Annotated in this window: 12 protein-coding genes; all 12 read right to left on the bottom strand. The window is 60.8% G+C overall.

The genetic code is table 11. The features are described 5' to 3' along the window. Positions 1-100 precede the first annotated feature (100 nt). The 12 genes from VFO93_RS02115 to VFO93_RS02060 all read right to left on the bottom strand — a co-directional run bounded on the left by VFO93_RS02115 (position 101) and on the right by VFO93_RS02060 (position 15,473). Positions 101-1,612, bottom strand: coding sequence for a Do family serine endopeptidase (locus VFO93_RS02115; RefSeq protein ID WP_325132656.1), 1,512 nt, complete (start codon positions 1,610-1,612; stop codon positions 101-103). Positions 1,613-1,849: 237 nt separating this feature from the next. Further along, complete coding sequence (locus VFO93_RS02110) at positions 1,850-2,293, bottom strand: Hsp20/alpha crystallin family protein (RefSeq protein ID WP_325132655.1); 444 nt, start codon at positions 2,291-2,293, stop codon at positions 1,850-1,852. Between the two features lie 229 nt (positions 2,294-2,522). After that, a complete protein-coding gene (locus VFO93_RS02105; RefSeq protein ID WP_325132654.1) occupies positions 2,523-3,404 on the bottom strand; it encodes a hypothetical protein in 882 nt (293 codons plus the stop codon). A 15-nt stretch (positions 3,405-3,419) separates the two neighbouring features. Next, positions 3,420-4,607 carry a M20 family metallopeptidase gene (locus VFO93_RS02100; RefSeq protein ID WP_325132653.1) on the bottom strand — a complete coding sequence of 396 codons (1,188 nt, stop codon included), beginning with the start codon at positions 4,605-4,607 and terminating at the stop codon, positions 3,420-3,422. An 84-nt stretch (positions 4,608-4,691) separates the two neighbouring features. Then, positions 4,692-5,252: a hypothetical protein gene (locus VFO93_RS02095; protein ID WP_325132652.1), complete on the bottom strand. Its 561-nt coding sequence runs from the start codon at positions 5,250-5,252 to the stop codon at positions 4,692-4,694. A 4-nt stretch (positions 5,253-5,256) separates the two neighbouring features. After that, a complete protein-coding gene (gene deoC, locus VFO93_RS02090) occupies positions 5,257-5,931 on the bottom strand; it encodes a deoxyribose-phosphate aldolase (RefSeq protein ID WP_325132651.1) in 675 nt (224 codons plus the stop codon). Positions 5,932-6,151: 220 nt separating this feature from the next. After that, positions 6,152-7,810, bottom strand: coding sequence for a T9SS type A sorting domain-containing protein (locus tag VFO93_RS02085; RefSeq protein ID WP_325132650.1), 1,659 nt, complete (start codon positions 7,808-7,810; stop codon positions 6,152-6,154). A 186-nt stretch (positions 7,811-7,996) separates the two neighbouring features. Continuing rightward, positions 7,997-11,422, bottom strand: a complete 3,426-nt coding sequence (gene secA, locus VFO93_RS02080; protein ID WP_325132649.1) for a preprotein translocase subunit SecA — start codon at positions 11,420-11,422, stop codon at positions 7,997-7,999. A gap of 147 nt (positions 11,423-11,569) precedes the next feature. Further along, positions 11,570-11,857 (bottom strand): hypothetical protein, encoded by a 288-nt coding sequence (locus VFO93_RS02075; protein WP_325132648.1) that lies wholly within the window; start codon positions 11,855-11,857, stop codon positions 11,570-11,572. A gap of 457 nt (positions 11,858-12,314) precedes the next feature. After that, the gene (gene glf, locus VFO93_RS02070) at positions 12,315-13,496 is read right to left on the bottom strand and encodes a UDP-galactopyranose mutase (protein WP_325132647.1); all 1,182 of its coding nucleotides are present in this window, start codon (positions 13,494-13,496) and stop codon (positions 12,315-12,317) included. A 110-nt stretch (positions 13,497-13,606) separates the two neighbouring features. Then, a complete protein-coding gene (locus VFO93_RS02065; RefSeq protein ID WP_325132646.1) occupies positions 13,607-14,818 on the bottom strand; it encodes a glycosyltransferase family 1 protein in 1,212 nt (403 codons plus the stop codon). A gap of 145 nt (positions 14,819-14,963) precedes the next feature. After that, positions 14,964-15,473, bottom strand: coding sequence for a GNAT family N-acetyltransferase (locus tag VFO93_RS02060; protein WP_325132645.1), 510 nt, complete (start codon positions 15,471-15,473; stop codon positions 14,964-14,966). Between the last annotated feature and the right edge of the window lie 115 nt (positions 15,474-15,588).

Here is a 15,588-nt window from a genome sequence, read left to right as displayed (position 1 = left end):
CAGCGCTGCAAGCCCAAGCCTCAACACTCAGCACTTAAAGTTTCAATAAAAAAGCCCCCGCCAGCTACTGGCGAGGGCTTCTGCATTTGCTAACGGCTACCTATTCGCGGCCGATGGGGTAGTAGGCCTTGCGGCCGTCGGGGTACACGCCCTCCACGAGCGCGCCCGAGTTGTCTTTGGCTTGCTCCAGGAAGTTCTTCACATCAGCGGGCTTGCGCACCGGGTTTTTGTCGATGCGCGTGATAATGAAGCCTTCGGCCATGCCGGTTTCGCGGAAGTTGGAGCCTCGCACGCCGCTAATCTGCGCACCGCCATCGATGCCCAGCTCGTTTTGCAGGCGGGCCGATACGGGGCCAAATTTGGCACCCTCGTAGCTTACGGCCGCCGTGGCGGGCATGTCTTTCACCACGGCCGTGGTGTTGGAAGCGTTGAACAGAGTAGCGGTAGCCACCTCCTTGTTGTCGTTGCGCAGGTAGCCTACCTTAATCTTGTCACCGGGGCGGAAGCGCGACACCTGCTCCTGCAACTGCGCCGAGGTATTGACGCTGATGCCGTTGATGTCGGTGATGATGTCACCCGTCTTGAGGCCGGCCGCGGCGGCCGAGCTGCCGGGCGTGAGGCCCTGCACGTACACGCCGTTCAGGGTGTTGAGTTTTTTCTCCGAAGCCAAGCGGGCATCCACTTCCTGAATGCGAACGCCGAGCAGCGCGCGCTGCACTACCTTGTATTTCAGCAGGTCATCTACCACCTTGCTCACGATGGAGCTGGGCACGGCGAAGGCGTAGCCCTCAAACGAGCCGGTGTGCGAGGAGATGGCCGAGTTGATGCCCACCAGGTCGCCGTTGGTATTCACGAGCGCGCCGCCCGAGTTGCCGGGGTTCACCACGGCATCGGTCTGGATAAACGACTCGATGCCCATTTCCTGGTCGCGGGCCAGAATGCCGATGCTGCGGCCCTTAGCCGACACGATACCGGCCGTCACGGTCGAGTTCAGGTTGAAGGGGTTGCCCACGGCGAGCACCCACTGGCCTACCTTCACCTCGTCCGAGTTGCCGTACTTGATGAAGGGCAGGTTGTCGGCCTTCACTTTCAGTACGGCCAGGTCGGTGCTGGGGTCGGTGCCCACCAGCTCGGCGTCGAACTTGCGTTTGTCGTCGAGCACCACCGTTATTTTGGAGGCCTTATCGATGACGTGGTTGTTGGTGACGATGTAGCCGTTGGCGGCAATGATAACGCCCGAGCCCGAGCCTTCGCCGCCGCCCTGGGGCTGGCGCTGCCCGCGCAACTGGTCCTCAAACTGGTCGCCGAAGAACTGGCGGAACAAGGGGTCCATCTGCATGCGCGACTGGCGCTGGGGCTCGGCCTTGTACTCTGTCATGACGTGCACCACGGCCGGGGTGGTAGCGGCGGCGGCGGCCACGAAGTTGAGGCCTTCGGGGGCGGCGTAGGCGCTGCTGCGCATGGCCGACGTGTAGCGCACCTGGGGGTCGGAAGCCACCGTCGTCTGAGCCACGCCCGGCTCGGTTTCCAGCAGCTTATACCCCCCTACGGCCACGCCGCCGCCTAGTACGGCAGAAGTCAGCAGGCCGAGCATCATGTTTTTAGCTTGCATTGGGGTTGTTTTTAAAGAGGGGAAAGAAAGGATTGCGAAGTAACAAAAAGCGCCGGAACCAGGCAAGGGCTACGGGTCGCTTTCGGGGCCGGCCCGCTGCGGTACGGTCTTACGAAGCTCAACGCCAAAGAGAGGATTTTTCGTGCCCGAGGGTTGCGTCGCCGAAAGCAATTATACAATTCCCGGACCAAAAAAGGCACCCGCAGAGGGTGCCTTTTTCAGTGTCGAAGCCGGGGCCTAGCGCACTTCGATGCGCTGCTTGGTTTTCTTCTCGGTGTCGAAAGGCAGGTTTACGCGCAGCAGGCCGTCGGTGAGCTCGGCCGTGATGGCTTTCACGTTCACCGTCTCGGGCAGGCGGAAGGTGCGGCTGAACTCGCCGAAGCGCGTCTCCACGCGGCGCAGCTTGGGGGCGTCGTCGCCCTCAGTGGTCGGGGCCGGGCGGTGGCCGGTCACTACCAGCTGGCCTTCCTGGAAGTCGATGCTGACGGCCTCCTTGGCCACGCCGGGCAGGGCGAGGTGCAGCTCGTAGCCGGCGCTGGTTTCGAAGATGTCGGTGGCGGGCACAAACGAAGTCGAGGGCTGGGGCGCGGCGGGCTGGGTGTCGCGCAGCACTTCGTTGAGCAGCGAGTTGAAGGCGCGGGCGGGGGCCAGGGCGGGGCGGTTATACAGCAAAGTTGCCATGATAAGTAGATAGGTTTTGGTTGAGTTGGGGTTGAAAAGCCGCGTTACTGCGCGGCGACACTCCTCTTACCTATAAACTTTATGCCATTACCAAGATACGCCAAAAAGTCCGGATTTTACATTTATACAAAATGCTTGTTTGACAACACACCACAAAAAAGCGCCTCTCCGTTCTGGAGAGGCGCTTTACAATATTCTCAAAACCGGTCATTTTGACAGCCGCCGTTTCTTAGTGCTGGGTCGGCAATTGCGAATGGTCAGTCTTGGCTCCACTACCTCCAGCCGAAGGGATAGTAAAACGTACATCGAGCCCCAGCGTGGGGAACACGTAATTAGTCTTACCGCCTGACACTGGATTACCATTGGCATCGGTGAACACGAGCGACTGCTTATAGCTCGTCTGGTAGGCAAACCAAGGCGTAAAGTCGATAACCGACGACAGCCGCACGCCCACCTCGGCCCGCAGGCTAGTCCACTGGATGGTACGCTCGGCGGGCGCGTTATCGTCTTTTTGGAGGCGCAGATGCGTGCTGGCCATATAGCTCAGGCGGGGGCGTAGGGCTAGGCCATCGGCCTTGGCACCCAGCGGAAACAACCGCTCTACATCCACGCGCAGGCGCGTCCAGAACTGACCATCGGGTGCGGAGAAGCCCAACGGCTGCCGGCTTACAAGAAATTGGCGCTCCACCCCCAGGCGCTGCCCAAAGGTGAGGCCGCCGAAGATGGTGGAACGGTGGCGTACCACTACCTCGGGCACTACTAGATTGCTGTAGTAGCTATTGGTTTCGAAATTACCATCTGCTTCGTAGCGCAGGGTTCCACCCCAGCTCCAGTTTAGGTTCCAGAAGTGCTCGTAGGCAACTAATGCGCGGCGAGTATCAAAGCCCAGCGGTGGGTTGCGAACGGCATACTGACCAGTGCCACGCTCGCCGTGTAGCACCAAGAGTAAATAGTCGCTGTTCTTCAGCGCCAGCTCGGCTTGCAGCTCGGGCCACAGTTCCAGCGGCCGCACCACGCGCTGGGCCACGTTGGGGTCGTATTGGGCCGAAGCCGTATGGCTGCCAGCTACCAGACCGCCCAGCAAGGTTAAAGAGAATAAGCTATTACGCATAAGCACACTAGTAAATCAGGCGGTTAATCCAGCCAACTCCTGCAAGGTAAGCCACGCCATGAGCCCCGCCCCAATGCTGAGCGCCTGCTCATCGACATCGAAGGTAGGCGTGTGCACCGAGGCCGCGAAGCGGCCATCCACAGCCCGCGTGCCCAGGCGGTAAAAGCACGCCGGCGCGGCCTGCGAGAAGTAGGCAAAGTCCTCAGCTGCGAGCCACTGGTCGAGCTCAATCACGTTTTCGGCCCCCAAGTAAGCTTCAGCGGCGGCGCGCACGCGGGCCGTCACGGCGGGGTTGTTGTCGAGGCAGGGGTAGCCGCGGCGGATTTCTAATTCGCACACCGCGCCCATGCTGGCGGCCAGCCCTTCGCAGAGTTGCCGCAGGTGCTGGTGGGCCTCGTCGCGCCACGCCTCATCGAGCGTGCGGAAGGTGCCTTCGATGTACACCTCGTCGGGGATGACGTTGGTGGCACCGTTGGCGATGACTTTGCCGAAACTCAGCACCGAGGGCATTTTGGGGTTGGCGCGGCGGCTCACTATCTGCTGGGCGGCCACGATGAGGTGGGCGGCCACCAGCACCGGGTCGAGGTTGAGCTCGGGCATGGCACCGTGCCCGCCCTTGCCCTTGATGCGCAGGTATAGCTCGTCGGTGCTGGCCATGTAGCGGCCCGGCCGCAGCCCTATTTGTCCCACCGGCAGCCGCGGAAATACGTGCTGCCCGAGTATCTCGGCCGGGGCGGGGTTTTCGAGCACGCCGTCTTTTATCATCAGCGAAGCGCCGCCCGGCAGCAGCTCCTCGCCGGGCTGAAACACGAGCTTCACGGTGCCCTTGAATTCGCCCTTTAGCTCCGTCAGCAGCCGGGCCGCGCCCAGCAGGCAGGTCGTGTGTACGTCGTGCCCGCAGGCGTGCATCACGCCGGGCCGGGTCGATTTGTAGGGCACGTCGCTCAGTTCCTGAATGGGCAGCGCGTCCATGTCGGCGCGCAGGGCCACTACCGGCCCGCCCGCCTGCCCCTCAATGAGGGCCACCACGCCGGTGCCGGCCACGGCGTAGGGTTGCAGGCCCATTTCGGTCAGCTTCTGGGTTACAAAGGCCGCCGTTTCGGTTTCCTTAAACGACAGCTCGGGGTGCGCGTGTAGGTGGTGGCGTAGGGCTGAAAGCTCGGGGGCGAGAGCGGCCGCGCGGGTTTTGAGAGTAGCTAGCATGGCAGGTAAAACGGAGTGGCACTCCGTTTCCGCGTCTGGGCAAGACCTAACGTGAACGGAGTGCCACTCCGTTTTACAGCTTGGCTAGGGCGTTTTATTCAATAATACCTGCATGGCTTCCAGCTCGGCCTTGGGCGCAAAGGGGCGCACGCGGGCCAGGCCGCGCGCCGCCTCCAGCCGGGTGGTATAATCACCGATGTAGAGCCGATACACGGGCTGCTTGAAGGTGAGGTAGTCAGTCTCTTCGGGGTAGCGGCCGATTATCTGGCGGCGGATGGTCATGGCCTGCTCCCGCTCCAGCCCCAGGTACACCCGGATGCGGTAGCCGCTGGTATACTTCACGTTCTGGTTGGTGAAGGCCTGGTCGCGCAGGCGCTGCTCTACCTGGGCCGTCACGGCGCTGGTGGGCACGGGGGCGGCTTTGGGCGCGGGCGGGGTGGCCAGGCGCGGCGCGGCGGTAGTAGCGCCGGGCCCGGCCACCCCGCCAGCCAGCGCAAAGGTGGGCCGGTACTTAGTGAGGTCTTCGGCCGGCATGAGGGCCGTGGTTTTGCGCACCGTGTCGGTGGGCGCAGCCTTGGTGGCCACGGGCGCGGTGGGGGCCGTGGTGGCGCAAGCCACCAGCAGCGGCAGGCTCAAAAGCAGCATAGCCTTAGGAGTGCGTAGGCGCATCGTCTTCAATAATAACCAGACTGTTAGAAGTACCCAGGCGGTCGGCCCCGGCGGCCAGCAAAGCCAGCGCCTGCGCGCGGGTGCGAATGCCGCCGCTGGCCTTTATCCGCACCTCGGGGGGTAGCACGCGGCGCAGCAGTTCCACATCGGCCACCGACGCACCCCGGCTGGCAAAGCCCGTGCTGGTTTTCACGAAGTTGGCCCCAGCCTCGGCGCAGAGGCGGGCGGCCGTTTCCATCTCCTCTTCGGTGAGCAGGGCGGTTTCGATAATAACCTTGAGTAGGGCATCGTTTACGTCGCAGAGGTCGGCGATGTCCTCGACCTCGGCCCGCACGGCGTCCCAGTTGCCCGATTTCAGGGCCGAGATATTGAGCACCAAATCCAATTCGGTGGCGCCTTCGCCCAGGGCGATTTCCGCTTCGCGAAACTTTACCCGTGCGCTGCTATAGCCCAGCGGAAAGCCAATGACCGTGCACACGGCCACGCCTGAGCCGCTGAGCAGGCGGGCGGCCACCGGCACGTAGCACGGCGGCACGCAGGCGCTGGCAAAGCCGTGCTGCCGGGCCTCCTGGCACAGCAGGCTTATCTGGGCTTCGGTGCAGTCGGGCCGCAGCAGGGTATGGTCGAGGCGGGCGGCGAGGTGAGGGGCGGGCATGGGGCAAAGGTACGGCGAGGGTAACGGGTAGTTGGGGCAGGCAGGTGCTGGTTACGTAACGCCTACGTGGGCCATATATGGGCAAAGCCGGGAGCTATACGTATGCTACGCAGAAAATTATTTCACTTAAGGCAAAGTCATCATCCCGCCCCCCCTTAGCCACCCATAAAAAGAGGCCCGCTTGTGCGGGCCTCTTCCATAGCACGTTTCGGCAGTTATGCTATTCTACCAGCAGTTGGCGCACGGCCAGGAGGTCGCCAGCCTGCACACGCACCAGATACGCACCAGCGCGGAGGCCCGCCAGATTGAGCTGGCACTCGGTGCCAGGGGTAGCCGGCTGCGTGCGTACTACCCGGCCCAGGGCGTCGAGTAGCGTAAGGGTAGCGGTGCCTTTTGCGACTGGCACGCGCACCATAGCAGCGCCGTGGGCGGCCGGGTTGGGATACAGAGCATCTTCGGCCAGCGCTGAAACAGCGCGAGTAGCCAGCGCTGCGCCCCCTATCTCGGCCAGAAAGCCGGCGCCGCTATTCACATTGCCAAGGACTGTCAGGCTGCCAAAGCTGGCGTTGGTGCCCTCCAGCGAGCCAACTACGTAGAGGCTGCTGCCACTAGCAGCCAGGCTGGTGGCCCGGGCCCCACCAGCGCCGCCGGCCGGCAGTGCCCTGGCAAAGCTGGCCCCGGTGGCCGTTTCGACGATGCGTGCCGCAAAAGCACTGTATCCGTTAAAGAAGTTGGTGCTGGTGCTAGCGTTGGCAACCGTAGTGGCACCGAAGCTGGCGGTGGGGCTGCTAAAGCTGCCTGCTACGTAGAGGCCGCTGCTGCTGGCTACGATGGCCGTGGTACTGTCATTTCGGGTGCCCCCGGCTTGCAGCGCCCAGCCATCGGTAGCGGCGGTGCCGGCATCGGTGAGCTTTGCCACAAACACGTCGCCGCTGAAAGTAGGCGAGCCGGTGGTTTGCGCCAGGGTGGTAGCACCAAAAGTGGCCGTAGCCCCCGTAAACCGCCCCGTTACGTAAATATCGGACCCGCGCGCCGCCAGGCTGGCCGGGTATACCTGCGCCCCCCCAACGGGCTTCGACCAAGCAAAGCTGCCCGCATCGCTAAACTTGGCCACAAAGGCCGGGAAACCGGTGACGTAGACGCTGGAGCCACTTACGGCCAGGCCCCGCGGGTAGCCTTGCTTGCCCGTTTGCCCGGCGGCTACCTGCTGCGCCCAAGCCACCGAAGCGCTGGTGCTCGCATCGGTAAGCTTGGCTACGTACAACTCGCCCGCGGTCGTATAGCCGGGCGTAGCATTGGTGAGCGTGTACGAGCCGAAGCTGGCCGTGCCGGAGTTGAACGCGCCCGTGGCATAGACGCTGCTGCCCGCTACCGCCAGCGCCTGCACGCCCGCAAAACTTTCGCCGCCCAACTGCTGCACCCACGCAAAGCTGCCGCTGCTGCCGTTGTCGGTGAGCTTAGCCACGAAGGCATTGTTGCCGGTATTGCTAGCGGTGTAAGGGCCAAAGCTGGCAGAGCCCGCCCATACTACGCCACCAATATAGACATTGGGGCCGCTCACGGTCAGCGTATTCGCTACTCCTCCGCACGCCTGCGCCCACACGTAGGCACTAGTGGCGATGTTCCACTTCGCCACAAATGTGTTTAGCCCCGCAGTATGACTGAGCGACAGCGCCCCCAGCACAATGGTGCCGGAATAGCTGCCGACTACGTACAGGTTGCCGTTGCCATCGGCAGCCACTGCCCGCACCCGCGAGTAAACCGCATTTGTATTGTTGATGGCCGTAACGGCCCGCCAGGTTGGGGACTGCGCCAGGGCGGTAGCGCTGGCAGCCAGAAGCAGCACCAGCGACCATATGCTGCGTAAGGTGATTTTCATGCGTTGAAGAGGTAAGCGTGACGAAGAAAAGTGAGTGGGTACAGGCCGATGACCGAACACGCTCTTCAATGGTTGCGCGGCAACTCTGAAATAGCACACCCTTTTCTTCACTAGCTATATCTCCTTGTCAACCACAAAAAAAGGCCCGCTTGCGCGGGCCTTTTTTCTATTTAAATTGAAGCAGCCTTACGCCTCCTCCACCAGCACGCAGCGCTCGGCGGCGAGGTCTTCCTCCACGGCCTTGTACTTCACGTCGCGCTTGATGGTGCCGTCCATGTACTGCACCGTCACCTTGTCGTTGCGATTGGCTACCTTCTGGCTGCGGGCGGGCTCCTGCTTGATGGCGGGGGCTACGCCGATACCCAGCTCGGCGGCCTGGTCGAGGTCTTCCTGGCCCGCGCCGAGGCTCACGTCCGACACGGCTTTTTCGGCTTTCAGCTTAGGCAGGGGCTCCACGATATCATCTTCGTAGAAGAAGTCGGGCTCGGCAAAGCCGGGCTCGGCGGCCACCGGCACGTCGGCCTTGAAGAGGAAGCCGCTGGTGCTGTGGTTCACCTTGCTCAGCATGCGCTTGAACAGCTCGAACGCTTCGAACTTGTACACCAAGAGCGGGTCTTTCTGCTCGTACACTGCGTTTTGCACCACCTGCTTGAGGTCGTCCATCTGGCGCAGGTGCTGGGTCCAGGCATCGTCGATAGTCGAAAGCACCGCGCCTTTTTCCATCTGGCGGATAATATCCAGGCCATTGCTGGCCTGCGCCTTGCGCAGATTGGCAATTACCTGCGTGTGCTTGTGGCCATCGGTGAAGGGAATGGCGATGTTTTCGTAGGGCGTGTTCTGGCTCAGCAGGTCGTTTATCATCGGCATGGCGTTCTGGCCGATGTGCTCATTCTTGCTTTCGTAGTAGCCAGTGGCCTCGTCGTAGAGCTTCTGCGTCAGGCGCTCGGCCGTGAGGGCCGAAAACTCGGCCTGCGTGATGTGCGTGTCGTAGCCGAAGTCCTTGATGATGCTCAGCTTGAAGTCCTCGAAGTCGTTGCTGACCTTGTGGCCGGCCGCGATGTCCTCGCTCACGTCGTAGATAAGATTGAGAATATCCAACTCCAGACGCTCACCAAAGAGGGCGTTGCGGCGGCGGCGATATACTACCTCGCGCTGGGCATTCATGACATCGTCGTACTCCAGCAGGCGCTTGCGGGTGCCGAAGTTATTTTCCTCTACCTTCTTCTGCGCCCGCTCAATCGAGGACGTAATCATCGAGTGCTGAATCACTTCGCCCTCTTCCATACCCATGCGGTCCATGAGCTTGGCAATGCGCTCCGAGCCAAACAGACGCATCAGGTTGTCTTCGAGCGACACGAAGAACTGCGAGGAGCCCGGGTCGCCCTGGCGGCCGGCGCGGCCCCGCAGCTGGCGGTCCACGCGGCGGCTTTCGTGGCGCTCGGTGCCGATGATGGCCAGGCCACCCGCCTCGCGCGAGGTTTCGCGCAGCTTGATGTCGGTACCACGGCCGGCCATGTTGGTGGCGATGGTCACGGTGCCGGGGTAGCCGGCGGCAGCCACGATTTCGGCTTCGCGCTGGTTTTGCTTGGCGTTCAGCACCTGGTGCTTGATGCCGCGCAGCTTCAGCATGCGGCTTACTAGCTCGCTGATTTCTACCGAAGTAGTACCCACCAGCACCGGCCGGCCGGCCTGCACCAGCGTCTGGATTTCCTCGGCTACGGCGTTGTACTTCTCGCGCACCGTGCGGTACACCTTGTCGTGGTCGTCCTTCCGCAAAATGCCGCGGTTGGTCGGAATCACTACCACGTCGAGCTTGTAGATTTCCCACAATTCGCCAGCTTCGGTTTCAGCCGTACCCGTCATGCCGCCTAGCTTGTGGTACATGCGGAAGAAGTTCTGCAACGTCACCGTTGCGTAGGTCTGCGTCGCGTCTTCGATGCGCACGCCTTCCTTAGCCTCGATGGCCTGGTGCAGGCCGTCGGAGTAGCGGCGGCCTTCCATCACGCGGCCGGTTTGCTCGTCCACAATCATCACCTTGCCTTCCTGGCTCAGGATGTATTGGTCGTCTTTCTCGAAGAGCGTGTAGGCTTTCAGGAGTTGGTTCACGGTGTGCACGCGCTCCGATTTCTCCTGGTAGTCGCTCATCAGCTGCTCTTTCTGCTGAAGCTTCTCTTCCGCAGTCAGGGCATCAGCCTTTTCGATGTTGGCGATTTCGACGCCGATGTCGGGCATGATGAACAGGTGCGGGTCTTCGCCCTGCGCCGTAATCAGGTCAATGCCTTTTTCGGTCAGCTCAATCTGGTTGTTTTTCTCGTCAATCGTGAAATACAGCGGCTTATCAGCTTCCGGCATCTGGCGCGAGTTGTCGGCCAGGTAGTGGTTTTCGGTTTGCTGCAAAATCACCCGCATCCCCGATTCGCTCAGGAACTTGATGAGCGGCTTGCTCTTGGGCAGGCCGCGGTAGGCGCGGAACAAAGCCAAGCCGCCGTCGCCGTCTTTGCCGCCTTCCACCGCGCCGGTTTTGCCTTCGGCAATGGCTTTGCGGGCCTGCACGAGGTAGCTCTGAACCAGCTTTTTCTGCTCTTCCACGAGGCGCTGAATGCGCGGCTTGAGCGCCAGAAACTCGTGCACGTCGCCCTTAGGCACGGGGCCGGAGATGATAAGCGGCGTGCGCGCATCGTCAATCAGCACCGAGTCCACTTCGTCGACCATCGCGTAGTGGTGCTTGCGCTGCACCAGCTCGGCGGGGTCGCGGGCCATGTTATCGCGCAGGTAGTCAAAGCCAAACTCGTTGTTGGTGCCGTAGGTAATGTCGGCCAGGTAGGCGTTGCGGCGCGCATCAGTGTTAGGCTGGTGCTTGTCGATGCAGTCCACCGTGAGGCCGTGGAACTCGAACAGCGGCGCATTCCACTCCGAGTCACGCTTGGCGAGGTAGTCGTTGACGGTCACCAAGTGCACGCCACGGCCGCCGAGCGCGTTGAGGAAGGCCGGCAGGGTTGAAACCAGCGTTTTACCTTCACCCGTGGCCATCTCCGCGATTTTGCCCTGGTGCAGCACCACGCCGCCGATGAGCTGCACGTCGTAGTGCACCATGTCCCAAGTGATTTCCGCGCCGGCCGCGAGCCACTTGTTGCTCCAAGTAGCCTTGTCGCCCTGGATGGTCACGTTGCCCTTGGTGCGGGCGATTTCGCGGTCGGCGTCGGTGGCCGTTACCACGAGCTGGCCGTTTTGGGCGTAGCGGCGGGCGGTTTCTTTTACGATGGCAAAGGCCTGGGGCAGCGCGTCGGTGAGGGCTACTTCGAGGTCTTTGTTGCGCTGCTTTTCGAGGGCGTCGATTTGCTCAAAAATCGCCTCCTTGCGGCTCACGTCGAGGTTGGGCTGCGAGTCAATCTGCCCCTGCAAACCGGCAATCTGGCCGTCGATGCCGGCGAGCTTGCCGTCGATTTGCTGGCGCACCTCCTGGGTGCGCTGGCGCAGCTGGTCGTCGCTCAGGTCGGCCAGTTTGGCATATTCCGCATTGATGAGGGCCACGTAGGGCACCACGCCCTTGAGGTCCTTTTCTGCTTTGGAGCCAAACAGCTTGGCGACGGTTTTGCCGAAGAAATCTAACATTGGGTAAAGAATTGACTAAAAAAGACAGCGCGTTCTGGACAAATTTAAGGCCTGCCCGCCGAACCGGGCCACCCGCCGTAAACTATAAAACCCCGCACACTCAAAAAGAGTGCAGGGTTTTACGAGCCGGCAATATTGGCAGTAACGTCAGGGCCGGATAATAATGCCCGGGCCGGGCGGCCCGTAGTAGCGCGGCCGGGGCCGGTAGTAGTAGCGGCGGCCATAGTAGCGATAGGGCGGCGCATGGTAGTAGCGCGGCGCATAATAACGCGGCGGACCATAATAGCGGGGACGCGGCGCGTAGTAGCGCGGTCCCGGCCGACCATAGTGGCCCCGCCCCCGGTAGTAGCCCCGGCCGCGCTGGGCCTGGGCGGGGCCGGCATCGGCCAGTAGCAGCCCGGCCGCCAGCAGCAACATTACAAGTACACGCACCATATTCTTAATCGTTAAAGTAAGAAAGCGCCGCCAACTACTTTAAACGTGATTTTGGTTGCGGTGGCTGAAGCCGGGGAGCAGCCCGGCGGCGATAATACGTGTGCGGCTGGTAGGGCTGCCGATTGTGATAGGCCCGGCGCGATGGCCCGTACTGATAGCGCTGGCCACCCGGCCGGAAATAATCGCGGTAGGCCGCCGAGCGCTGGTAGCGCGCCCCCGAGGGCCGCGTCCGCATTGCCGGTCCTGGCCGGCGCTGCGCCAAAACCGGGCTGCAATAAGCGCACCCGATAAAAAAGAGCAACCAACAGATAAGCAGCCGTTTCATACCTGAATTTAGGCAGAAAACGATAATTATTATGACTTAAAGCATGAAGCACTTTTCAGCTAGGCATCTAGGATAATAAAAAATGCCCCGCCTTGCGGCTGGGCATTTCTCAGACAATCGGTATAACACCTGCTACTCCTTGGCGGGCTCGCGGTTGATGAGCTTCTCCACCAAGGCTGTCGAGCCGGCTACGATGGTCGGGCGCACGGGCTTAGCGGCTTCTTCCTTCTCCGTCAGCTTCTTGTAAAGCGTCAGGGCCTGGGCTACCACCTGGTCCATGTTATAGTACTTGTAGGTAGCGAGGCGGCCTACGAAGTGCACGCCCGGCGTTTCGTCGGCGGCCTTCTTGTACTTGGCATACAGTTCGGCATTCTCCGGCATCGGAATCGGGTAGTAGGGGTCGCCCTCGGCCTGCGGGTACTCGTACACAATGGCCGTTTTGGGGTGGCTCTGGCCGGTGAGGGCCTTAAACTCCGTGATGCGGGTATATGCGTGCTCGTTGGGGTAGTTTACGACCGGGGCGGCGAGGTGCTGCTCTTTATTCAGCGTGTCGTGCTTGAACTCGAGCGAGCGGTAGGGCAGCTTGCCGAATTTGAAGTCGAAATACTCGTCTACCGGGCCAGTGAAAATCATCTCCTTGAAAGGAATGAACTTCACTACCTCGTGGTAGTCGGTGTTCAGCATTACCTTAATATTCGGATGGTTGAGCATGTTCTCAAACATCCGGGTATAGCCGTGTAGGGGCATGGCCTGGTAGGTATCGGTAAAGTAGCGGTCGTCGCGGTTGGTGCGGGTGGGCACGCGGCTCGTCACCGACTTATCCAGCTGCGAGGGGTCGAGGCCCCACTGCTTGTTGGTGTAGTTCTTGAAGAATTTGTTGTACAGCTCGCGGCCTACTTTGCTCACCACCACGTCTTCCGACGTTTTGATTTCCGCTACGTCTTCGGCTACCGACTGGAAGAACTCCTCCACCTGGAAGCTGGTCAGGTTCAGGCCGTACAGCTTGTTGATGGTGTCGAGGTTAATCGGCATCGGCACCAATTGGCCATCTACCGAGGCAAGCACGCGGTGCTCGTAAGGACGCCACTCGGTGAAGTTACCAAGGTAGTCGAACACGTCTTTCGAGTTGGTGTGAAAGATGTGCGGGCCGTATTTATGAATCAGAATCCCATCGTCGTTGTAGCAGTCGTAGGCATTACCCGCAATGTGGCTCCGCTTGTCGATGATGAGCACTTTTTTGTTGCTGCGGGTAGCCAGGCGCTCGGCCAGGACGCTGCCAGCGAAGCCGGCCCCGACGATGAGATAATCGAACATAAATGGGGAGTTAGAAAATGGGGGAGTGTATTTTTTGTTGTTTCTGGTTTCTCGTTGCTGGTTTCTGGTTGAAAATTTTAACCAGAAACCAGCAACGAGAAACCAGAAACCTATTTCTTAGCGAGGCGGTCCTGCATGAGGTTCACCATGTTCTGCCAGGTCAAATCCCAGCTGATGGTGGCCAGGTAGTCGTCGGTGCGGGTGCGCCAGTTGGCGTCTTTGCCCTGCTCGAGTGCAGTAGCGATGGCTTGGCCAAACTCCTTGGGGTCGTCGGCAATCTGCACAAGGTTCATGTCGCCGTAGGGACGCACCACATCGCGGATGCTGGTGCTGACAACGGGCCGGCCGGCGGCCAGGTACTCGGGCGTTTTGGTGGGCGAGATAAACTCGGTGCTCTCGTTGCGAGCGAATAGAAGCGTAGCCACGTCCCAGCCGCGCAGGTAGGCGGGCAGTTCCTGGTAGTTTTTGCCGCCGAGGTAGTGGATGTTGGCGTTGTGCGGCAGCGTGGCGGGGTCGATTTTAACCACCGGCCCGATTATTACGAATTGCCATTCGGGATGGTTGGTTGCCAACTGGCCCAGCAGGTCAATGTCCAATCGCTCATCGACCACGCCGAAGAAGCCGACGCGCGGGTGCGGAATGCTGGCCTGGTCGGCCGGCTCGGCCAGCTCGGGGTTGCGGGCCTGGCCAAAGTGTTGCTTATCAATGCTGCTCGGAAAAGCGTGAGCATCATCGTGCTGCTCGCGCTTGGCTTCGTAGAGGCGCTGACCACCCGTGAACACGAGGTCGGCCTTCTCAAATAATTCCTGTTCGCGCTGGCGCAACTCGGGCGGCGCAAACTTGAATTGGGCCAGCTCATCCATGCAATCGTACACGGTGAGCACCGGCTGAAAATCACGCGCCCGGCTCATGGCCATCGGCGTGTAAATCCAGAAAACGTAAGTATCAACTTCGTTTTCGGCGAAATACTGCTTGAGAACTTCCACCTGGGCCGCGTCGGCGGCGGCTTCGTCGCCGCGCAGGCGCTGGGGCAGGTGTACTACCAGTACTTTCACGCCATTCTGGCGCTCCTTCACTTCCAGGTGCGGCTCGATGAGGTCATCGGCGTGGTAGAAGGCATCTTCGACGTAGAAAACGCGGCCGTGCTGCGCGAAGCGCGACAGCAGGTGCTGGGGGCGCTGCCACACAAAATCCCAGTGCAAATGCGCGAAGCAAACCAGGTCGGGCAGAGAGTAAGTAAAGGGGGTTGAGTCGGCTTGGCCCGCAGCCGGAGCGGTAGCATCGGCACGCGCAGGTGCTTCTGCCGGAGTAGAAAGCGGCATGAAAAAAAGGACAGGAAATGGCTTTGGGAGCTGCGGGGCCGGGTAAATCGTCCGGCTATCGGGCAACGCTTGTGTAATTCTACGATACTATTGTCCAAAAGGATACACTTGGACGTAAAATAGTAGTTTTTGCGTAGCCTTCCTCCTACTCGCTCAGTAGTAATTGCATTTCCACTGTATTTATCCACCTGCCGGGGGTTGCAGCACGAAGCCAGTCGCGGCGCACGCCTACTTTCTGAAACCCAATTTTAGCGAACAGGCTGATACTAGCCAGATTGTCTTCAGAAATGGTGCAGTAAAGCTGGTGTAGCCGCAGGGCCTCACGGGCATACGGCAGCAGTTGCAGCAGGGCTTTTTGGGCATAGCCGCGCCGCCGCTCGTTTTTGAGCACTGTGATGCCTACGCCCGCCCGCTGGTGCAGGGCCGAGTAGTCATAGAGGTCGAGCGTACCCACGGGCTTATCTTCCTCACTACTGATAATCAAGCGCATCTGTCCAGCTTCGGCGAGGCTGGCGGCGCTGTGGCGCAGGTATTCGCGCAGCGCGTGCCGCGAAATAGGGGCCGGTAGCACGTCGGAAACGGCCCAGAGGTCGGGGTCGTTTTCGAGGGCAAATAAAAATTCTAAATCGTCGGGTTCGAGGGCTCTTAAAGTCATGGTACTCGGCTTTTAGTTGTCATGCTGAGCGGAGCGCAGCGGAGTCGAAGCATCTCTATCGCTGAACTAACCTTTACGTTTAGCAACGAAGCGGTAGAGATGCTTCGACTCCGCT

Source organism: Hymenobacter sp. (assembly GCF_035709525.1).
Classification (GTDB): domain Bacteria; phylum Bacteroidota; class Bacteroidia; order Cytophagales; family Hymenobacteraceae; genus Hymenobacter.
Note: the sequence above shows the minus strand (reverse complement) of the source record. Positions and strands in the feature narration are given on the sequence as shown.

Coding starts and splice junctions, on each gene's coding strand:
- VFO93_RS02115 (WP_325132656.1), bottom strand. CDS start 1,612: ATGCAAGCTAAAAACATGATGCTCGGCCTGCTGACTTCTGCCGTACTA.
- VFO93_RS02110 (WP_325132655.1), bottom strand. CDS start 2,293: ATGGCAACTTTGCTGTATAACCGCCCCGCCCTGGCCCCCGCCCGCGCC.
- VFO93_RS02105 (WP_325132654.1), bottom strand. CDS start 3,404: ATGCGTAATAGCTTATTCTCTTTAACCTTGCTGGGCGGTCTGGTAGCT.
- VFO93_RS02100 (WP_325132653.1), bottom strand. CDS start 4,607: ATGCTAGCTACTCTCAAAACCCGCGCGGCCGCTCTCGCCCCCGAGCTT.
- VFO93_RS02095 (WP_325132652.1), bottom strand. CDS start 5,252: ATGCTGCTTTTGAGCCTGCCGCTGCTGGTGGCTTGCGCCACCACGGCC.
- deoC (WP_325132651.1), bottom strand. CDS start 5,931: ATGCCCGCCCCTCACCTCGCCGCCCGCCTCGACCATACCCTGCTGCGG.
- VFO93_RS02085 (WP_325132650.1), bottom strand. CDS start 7,810: ATGAAAATCACCTTACGCAGCATATGGTCGCTGGTGCTGCTTCTGGCT.
- secA (WP_325132649.1), bottom strand. CDS start 11,422: ATGTTAGATTTCTTCGGCAAAACCGTCGCCAAGCTGTTTGGCTCCAAA.
- VFO93_RS02075 (WP_325132648.1), bottom strand. CDS start 11,857: ATGGTGCGTGTACTTGTAATGTTGCTGCTGGCGGCCGGGCTGCTACTG.
- glf (WP_325132647.1), bottom strand. CDS start 13,496: ATGTTCGATTATCTCATCGTCGGGGCCGGCTTCGCTGGCAGCGTCCTG.
- VFO93_RS02065 (WP_325132646.1), bottom strand. CDS start 14,818: ATGCCGCTTTCTACTCCGGCAGAAGCACCTGCGCGTGCCGATGCTACC.
- VFO93_RS02060 (WP_325132645.1), bottom strand. CDS start 15,473: ATGACTTTAAGAGCCCTCGAACCCGACGATTTAGAATTTTTATTTGCC.